Here is a 6,312-nt window from a genome sequence, read left to right on the forward strand (position 1 = left end):
GCGCGCGAAGAGCTGCTTCGCTGCCTCGTCGTTCTCGGCTGCGATGACGTTCACGCCTGCGCTCACGTATGGCTCGGGGTGCGCCGCGCTCGGCTGGTAGTTCGTGCGGTAGTGCTGCACGGCAGCCTGCAGAGCCTGCGGTGCGAAGTGCGAGGCGAACGAGTACGGGAGGCCGAGCTGCGCGGCGAGGTTCGCGCCGAACAGGCTCGAACCGAGGATCGTGATGGGTACGTTGGTGCCGCGGCCCGGGTAGGCGTTCACTGCGGTGATCGGGAGATCGTCGCCGAGATAGCTCTGGAGTTCGAGGACGTCGTTCGGGAACGCGTCGGCTGCCTGCACCGTGCGGCGCAGCGCCCGGAAGGTGAGTCCGTCGGTGCCGGGCGCGCGGCCGAGTCCGAGGTGGATCCTCCCCGGATGGAGTTCGGCGAGCATGCCGAACTGCTCGGCTACGACGAGCGGGGAGTGGTTGGGCAGCATAATGCCGCCCGAGCCGAGCCCGATCCGTTCGGTTTGCGACGCGATGTGGGCGATGAGCACCGCGGGGGAACTCGACGCGATCGTCGCCATGTTGTGGTGCTCCGCGTACCAGATCCGGTCGTACCCGGCGGCCTCGGCGGCCTGGGCGAGTTTCACGGAGTGGTGGAGGGCTGAGGCGACGCTGCCGCCCTCTTCAATGGTCGCGAGATCAAGGAACGAGAGCTTGAGAGATGCCATGCGGAGTACAACCAGCAGAGGGCGCCAGCTATTCCACATCATCGCACGCGGCCAGCCGCGCAATTCATAGGCTCTAGACTGAATTCGTGTCTGATCCCACCCCCACCGAGCAGCCGGCCACGGCAGCGCCCGGCTGGTGGACGCGTCTCTCGGCCTGGGGGCAGCGGATCCCTACTGGCTGGTTTGCAAGCATCCTCACGGGCGTGTTCCTCGCCGTGACCGCGGCCTTTGGAGGCCTCGCCCCGGTGGCCGAAGCGGCCGTTGAATCCCTCGCCGCTGGAGAGCCGCGCGTTGGCGCGCAGCTCGGACTCTCCGTCGAGCGCGCGGTGCTCTTCGACAGCTTCCCGCAGTCCGGCGCCTACGCGGGTGAGGGCGAACGTGTGCTCGCCCTGCTCATCAACGCGGAGAACCGGTGGAGCGAGCCGCTGCTGAGTTCGAACGGGGCGATTGAGCAGGCGCTCCGCGTCGAGGGTCTCGGCGAGGCCCTCGACGACGCGGCACCCGCCGCCGTTGCTCGACTCGACGATGCGACCCTCGGGCCCTGGCTGCAGCCGGGCGTCCCGGCCGAGCTCGTCGTGACGTGGGTGGTGCCCGCAGCGAGTGTGGCCGAAGGCGATACGGTGAGCATCACGATCCGGGAAGCGAAGCTCGAGAAGGGCCAACGCCTCACGAGCGACGCGCGCTGGACGAGCCCGGCCGCGGTCGCCACCGTGGAGCTTGAGGTCATCGCAGGCGACGCCGATCCCGACGCTGCCGATCCCGACGCTGCCGATCCGGACGCTGCCGATCCGGGGGCGGCGGAGTGAGCCGCCTGAGGCCTCGCGGCCGCACGGTTGCCGCATGGGTCGTGGGTCTTGCGCTGCTCGCGCTCGCTTCGCTGCTCCTGCGCGTTGTGCCCTCGGCAGCGGATAGCGAGCAGCCGTTCGTGGTCAGCGCCGAGCCAGGCGAGACCGCGGTCGGCCGCACCATCGAGGTCACTGTCAGCGACGTGATGTTCGCCGACACGCTGCGTTCTGGCGGTTGGGAGCAGCAGGCGAACTGGCTCGTTGTTGACATTTCGGCTGAGGCAGCGGGCGCCGATGCATCGACGTACCTCGGCCGAGTCGCGCTTGTGCTGCACGGCGGCCCGGACGGCGATCGTGAGTATCGCGCGAGCGAGCGGTTCCCGTCGCTGACCACTGACCCGCTCATTGTCGGCGTGCCGCTCGCTGGGAGCCTTGCCTTCGAGCTGCCGGCAGGCGCCGCGGGACACGCGAGCCTGGAGCTCGCAGAGCACGCGGACACGCGACTCGATTCGCTGCTGCGCTTTGACGTCGACCTGGACGCGGTCGAGCGACTTCAGGAGTATGACATCGCCGATCGAGACTGGGGGCACCGATGACCTGGTGGCGCAAGAACCGACTGGCGCTGGGAGCGCTTGCTGTGCTCCTCCCCGTGACCGCCGGCGTGATGAGTTGGAGCGCGTGGAGTGGCTACCGCGAGAACCAGCCGTCAGTCCCCGTCCCCGTTGCTGGCGGTGCGGTGAACTACGCCGGCGCCATCATCGGCCCGGCGGAGACCACCGAGCTCGACGGCGCAGATGTTGGGTTGCCCGACAATACGAGGCTCCTCCGCGTCGTGCTACCGGTCGTGCCACACGATGCTGCCCCCGCCACCTGCCAGGCCCCCGAGCTCTGGGATCGCGGCGGCGAACGTCGCTGGTCGGAGCAGTCGAGCCTGGTCGGTGCGGAGCCCGTCACGCGCACCGTTGCGTGCACCGATGAGCTCGGCACTTACGAGCTCACGCTCGACTACGTCGTGCCGGCCGACGCGACGGAGCTCTCGCTCGCGGTGCTTTCCGCCTCGGAGCTACCGGTGTTCGCGGAGATTCCGATCATCTCGTCGTAGCTGCTCGCAACGAGCACCATGCGGATCGGCTCAATCACGAGCGGGATGATGAGCAGGATCAGGGAGTCGGCGAGCAGCCAGAAGCTGTTGATGTCGTGCGGCCCGAGCACGCGGAAGACGCCCACGCGCAGCGCGCCCTCGATGAACAGCACCGCGGTGAACGCGAGAATGTAGCCGCCGATGAACACGGGTCCGGCGGTGCGCATGTGCAGCACCGCCCGCCAGATCGGCGTGAACCGTGAGGCGAAGTCCCGCCACAAGTCGCCGAGGCGAGAGCGGACCTGCTCAGGGAGGTGCTGATAACGCTCATCGATTCGTGACGCTGCCTGGGGGACCGCGATGCGTGGCTCGGCGAGTTGCACTGATCGGCCGTAGATGACGCCGACGATCGCCAGCCATGCGAGTGGGGCGACCGTTACCTTCGCCGCCTCGCCGATCAGGAGCGCGAGCGTGTCCCACGTGGCGCCGACAGGGGCGAGCCAGCCGGTGAGGCTGGCACGAAGCTCGCCTAGCCAGGCCATGGCCTGTCGTGAATCGATCCACGCGCGGAACACCTCGAAACCCCGTGTGACGATTGTGACCGAGAGGTAGATCCAAAGCGTCTCAAGGTACACCGCCCCGAGCGCGAACCACGCTGGGAGCCGCTCGCGGTAGCGCCCCCACAGCCACCGCAGGCCGTAGGCGGCGACGATGATGGCGATCGCTGCCGCCGACACTCCGAGCACCTGTGGTGCAGCGCTGCCGCCGGCATCCTGGCCCTCGGCCGTCTGCGTGAACACTATGTCTGCGCGGACCTCGATGAGCCTGTGAAAGTAGCTCGTGACATCGTCGGCGAGGTAGCCGCGGGCCGCGTAGAACGCGACGAACGGCAGGATCCCGGCGAGCATGGCGTCGGTGAAGCGGCGAGCGGGACTCCGACCCGAATCGGGTAGCGCGCCCACGTGCGCGAGCCCGTCGCGAAGCACGACAAGCATCGCGACGAGCGCGAGGAGTCGCGCCAACACCGCGAGCGGCAGGAGGAGCGTGCCGAGTTCTTCGGCCCACGCGCCAACAAAGCCCGCGAGCTGTATGAAGAGGTGGTGCAGCAGCATGCCGGCGAGGTAGCACGCGACGAGGAGTGGACCGTACGTCGCGAGCAGCCGTACGGTGTTTCTCCCAGCAGCGAGCACGTGCGTCGCCGGTCCGCGGTTAGACGGCGTCGACGATCGAGAGCAGCGAGTGGCCGCTCGAAACCGTCTCGCCGAGCGGTGCGTCGATATTGCACACGATGCCGGAGCGGTGCGCGTAGATCGACTGCTCCATCTTCATCGCCTCGAGCACGACGACGAGTTCGCCCTCGGCAACCTCCTGGCCGTCTTCGACCGCGAGCTTCACGACGGTGGCCTGCATGGGTGCGGCAACGGTGTCGCCGGTTGCTGTCGAGACACCAGCGCCCTTGGCACGTTTTGGCGCGGGGCCGCGCGTGACGTCCTGGTCGGCGATCGGGAGCAGCGTGGTCGGCATGGTGACCTCAACGCGGCGCCCGGCGACTTCAACGACGACCGACTGGCGGCTGGTCGGGGCCACGGGGGAGGTCTTCTCGCCCTCCCACGGCTCGATGTCGTTGACGAACTCGGTCTCGATCCAGAGCGTGTACACGCCGAACGTGCCGTCGGGCGCGGTGAACGCCGGATCGCGCACGATCTTGCGGTGGAACGGGATCACGGTCGGGAGGCCGCGCACCTCGAGCTCGTCGAGCGCGCGGCGTGAGCGCTCGAGCGCCTCCTCGCGGGTCGCACCGGTGACGATGAGCTTGCCAAGCATCGAGTCGAATGCGCCGGAGATGACGTCGCCCGTCTGCACGCCGGTGTCGACGCGCACGCCGGGGCCGAGTGCCGGCTTGAAGAGCGCGACCGGGCCTGGTGCGGGCAGGAAGCCGTTGCCGGGATCCTCACCGTTGAGCCGGAACTCGAAGGAGTGACCGTGCGCGATGGGGTCCTCGTAGTCGAGCACGCCGCCCTCAGCGATGCGGAACTGCTCGCGGACGAGGTCGATGCCGGTGATTTCCTCGGAGACCGGGTGCTCGACCTGCAGTCGGGTGTTCACCTCGAGGAACGAGATCGTGCCGTCCTTCGCGACGAGGAACTCACAGGTGCCGGCACCCACGTAGCCGACCTCGCGGAGGATCGCCTTCGAGGCCGCGTACAGTTCGGCGTTCTGGGCGTCGCTGAGGAATGGAGCAGGGGCTTCCTCGACGAGCTTCTGGTGGCGGCGCTGCAGCGAGCAGTCACGCGTCGAGATGACGACGACGTTGCCGTGGCTGTCGGCGAGGCACTGGGTCTCGACGTGGCGGGGCTTTTCGAGAAACTTCTCGACGAAGCACTCACCGCGACCGAAGGCAGCAACGGCCTCGCGGGTGGCGGACTCGAAGAGGTCAGCGACCTCTTCACGCTTGTAGGCGACCTTCAGTCCGCGACCGCCGCCGCCGAAGGCAGCCTTGATCGCAACGGGGAGCCCGACCTCGTCGGCAAACGCGAGCACCTCTTCGGCGCCAGCGACAGGATCGCTGGTGCCGGGCGCGAGCGGGGCATTCACCTTTTCGGCGACGTGACGGGCGGAGACCTTGTCACCGAGACGCTCGATGGCCTCGGGGCCTGGCCCGATCCAGATGAGGCCAGCACCGATGACGGCGCGGGCGAAGTCGGCGTTCTCCGCGAGGAAGCCGTAACCGGGGTGCACGGCGTCGGCGCCCGAACGGCGTGCGACGCTGAGGATCTTGTCGATAGCGAGATAGCTGTCGGCGCTCGTCGAGCCGCCGAGGGCGTACGCCTCGTCGGCGAGTTGCGCGTGCATGGCATCGCGATCCTGGTCGGCGTAGACGGCGACGGAGGCGATGCCGCTGTCGCTAGCGGCGCGAATAATACGAACGGCGATCTCGCCCCGGTTGGCGATGAGCACTTTACGAATGCGAGACATAAATTACAGCCTATTCGACTAGCGGTGCCCCTCGTTGGATATTCGTCACAAACCTTTTGCTGGATCGTTGCCGATGGCTACATCTCAGCGAAAACGGGCGATGTAGTCTATGAAGCGTGTAAGTCGCACCCGGCGACACTCGATGGGGGATATCCAACATGGCAAACACCAATCCACTTGATGCCCTGCTCTCGCAGGTGCCGGTCGGCGAGCTCGCCGCAAAGCTTGGCGTCGACGAAGACACCGCGCTCGCCGCAGTCAAGCAGGCCCTTCCCGGCCTTCTCGGCGGACTCGCAGTGAACGCGTCCAGCGACGAGGGCAAGCAGCAGCTCGAGGGCGCGCTCGCCAAGCACACCCCCGCCGACGGCAAGATCTCGCTCGACGCAATCGACGAGCAGGACGGCGAGAAGATCGTCACGCACGTGCTCGGCGATAAGCAGGACGCGGTCGCGAACGCACTCGGCCAGCAGGCAGGCAACGCAGGTATCGCGAAGCTCATCCCGATGCTCCTGCCGCTGCTCGCCCCGATCGTCATGCAGTTCCTCGCGGGCAAGAAGCAGCAGGTTCCCGCGCAGGCTGAAGAAGCAGGCGGCGGCATTGGCGACGTGCTCGGCGGGCTGCTCGGCGGCCTCACCGGCGGCAACCAGGCGAAGAGCCAGGGCGGCATCGGCGACCTCCTCGGTGGCCTGCTCGGCGGCGGTGGCGGCAACGCGCAGGGCGGCGGCCTCGGCGGCCTGCTCGGTGGCCTCCTCGGCA

At 68.0% G+C, this 6,312-nt stretch carries 7 protein-coding genes; 4 read left to right on the top strand and 3 right to left on the bottom strand.

The features are described from left to right. Window positions 1-714: LLM class flavin-dependent oxidoreductase (locus AUL38_RS15930; RefSeq protein ID WP_059063688.1), on the bottom strand; the 714-nt coding region annotated here is incomplete at its 3' end. An 86-nt stretch (window positions 715-800) separates the two neighbouring features. Between AUL38_RS15930 and AUL38_RS15935 the strand changes: the two genes are divergently transcribed. The 3 genes from AUL38_RS15935 to AUL38_RS17225 are packed head-to-tail and all read left to right on the top strand — an operon-like array spanning window position 801 to window position 2,601. Continuing rightward, window positions 801-1,520 carry a hypothetical protein gene (locus AUL38_RS15935; RefSeq protein ID WP_059063690.1) on the top strand — a complete coding sequence of 240 codons (720 nt, stop codon included), beginning with the start codon at window positions 801-803 and terminating at the stop codon, window positions 1,518-1,520. Next, complete coding sequence (locus AUL38_RS15940; RefSeq protein WP_153006638.1) at window positions 1,517-2,095, top strand: hypothetical protein; 579 nt, start codon at window positions 1,517-1,519, stop codon at window positions 2,093-2,095. The genes AUL38_RS15935 and AUL38_RS15940 overlap by 4 nt, the downstream gene beginning before the upstream one ends. Then, window positions 2,092-2,601 (top strand): hypothetical protein, encoded by a 510-nt coding sequence (locus AUL38_RS17225; RefSeq protein WP_153006639.1) that lies wholly within the window; start codon window positions 2,092-2,094, stop codon window positions 2,599-2,601. Before AUL38_RS15940 ends, AUL38_RS17225 begins: the two co-directional genes overlap by 4 nt. Here AUL38_RS17225 and AUL38_RS15945 read toward each other — a convergent pair. Together AUL38_RS15945 and AUL38_RS15950 are read right to left on the bottom strand one after the other, a co-directional pair. Then, window positions 2,505-3,770: a hypothetical protein gene (locus tag AUL38_RS15945; protein ID WP_059063694.1), complete on the bottom strand. Its 1,266-nt coding sequence runs from the start codon at window positions 3,768-3,770 to the stop codon at window positions 2,505-2,507. The genes AUL38_RS17225 and AUL38_RS15945 overlap by 97 nt on opposite strands. Window positions 3,771-3,789: 19 nt before the next feature. Beyond that, window positions 3,790-5,556, bottom strand: coding sequence for a biotin carboxylase N-terminal domain-containing protein (locus AUL38_RS15950; RefSeq protein ID WP_059063698.1), 1,767 nt, complete (start codon window positions 5,554-5,556; stop codon window positions 3,790-3,792). Window positions 5,557-5,714: 158 nt separating this feature from the next. Here AUL38_RS15950 and AUL38_RS17920 point away from each other — a divergent pair. Then, the coding region (locus AUL38_RS17920) for a DUF937 domain-containing protein (protein WP_059063700.1) at window positions 5,715-6,312 on the top strand (598 nt) is incomplete at its 3' end.

Source organism: Leucobacter sp. G161, from assembly GCF_001482305.1.
Classification (GTDB): Bacteria; Actinomycetota; Actinomycetes; order Actinomycetales; family Microbacteriaceae; genus Leucobacter.

What these genes read in the sequence shown, in the direction of transcription:
- AUL38_RS17225 (WP_153006639.1), top strand. Translation starts at nt 2,092, where the DNA reads ATGACCTGGTGGCGCAAGAACCGACTGGCGCTGGGAGCGCTTGCTGTG.
- AUL38_RS15950 (WP_059063698.1), bottom strand. Translation starts at nt 5,556, where the DNA reads ATGTCTCGCATTCGTAAAGTGCTCATCGCCAACCGGGGCGAGATCGCC.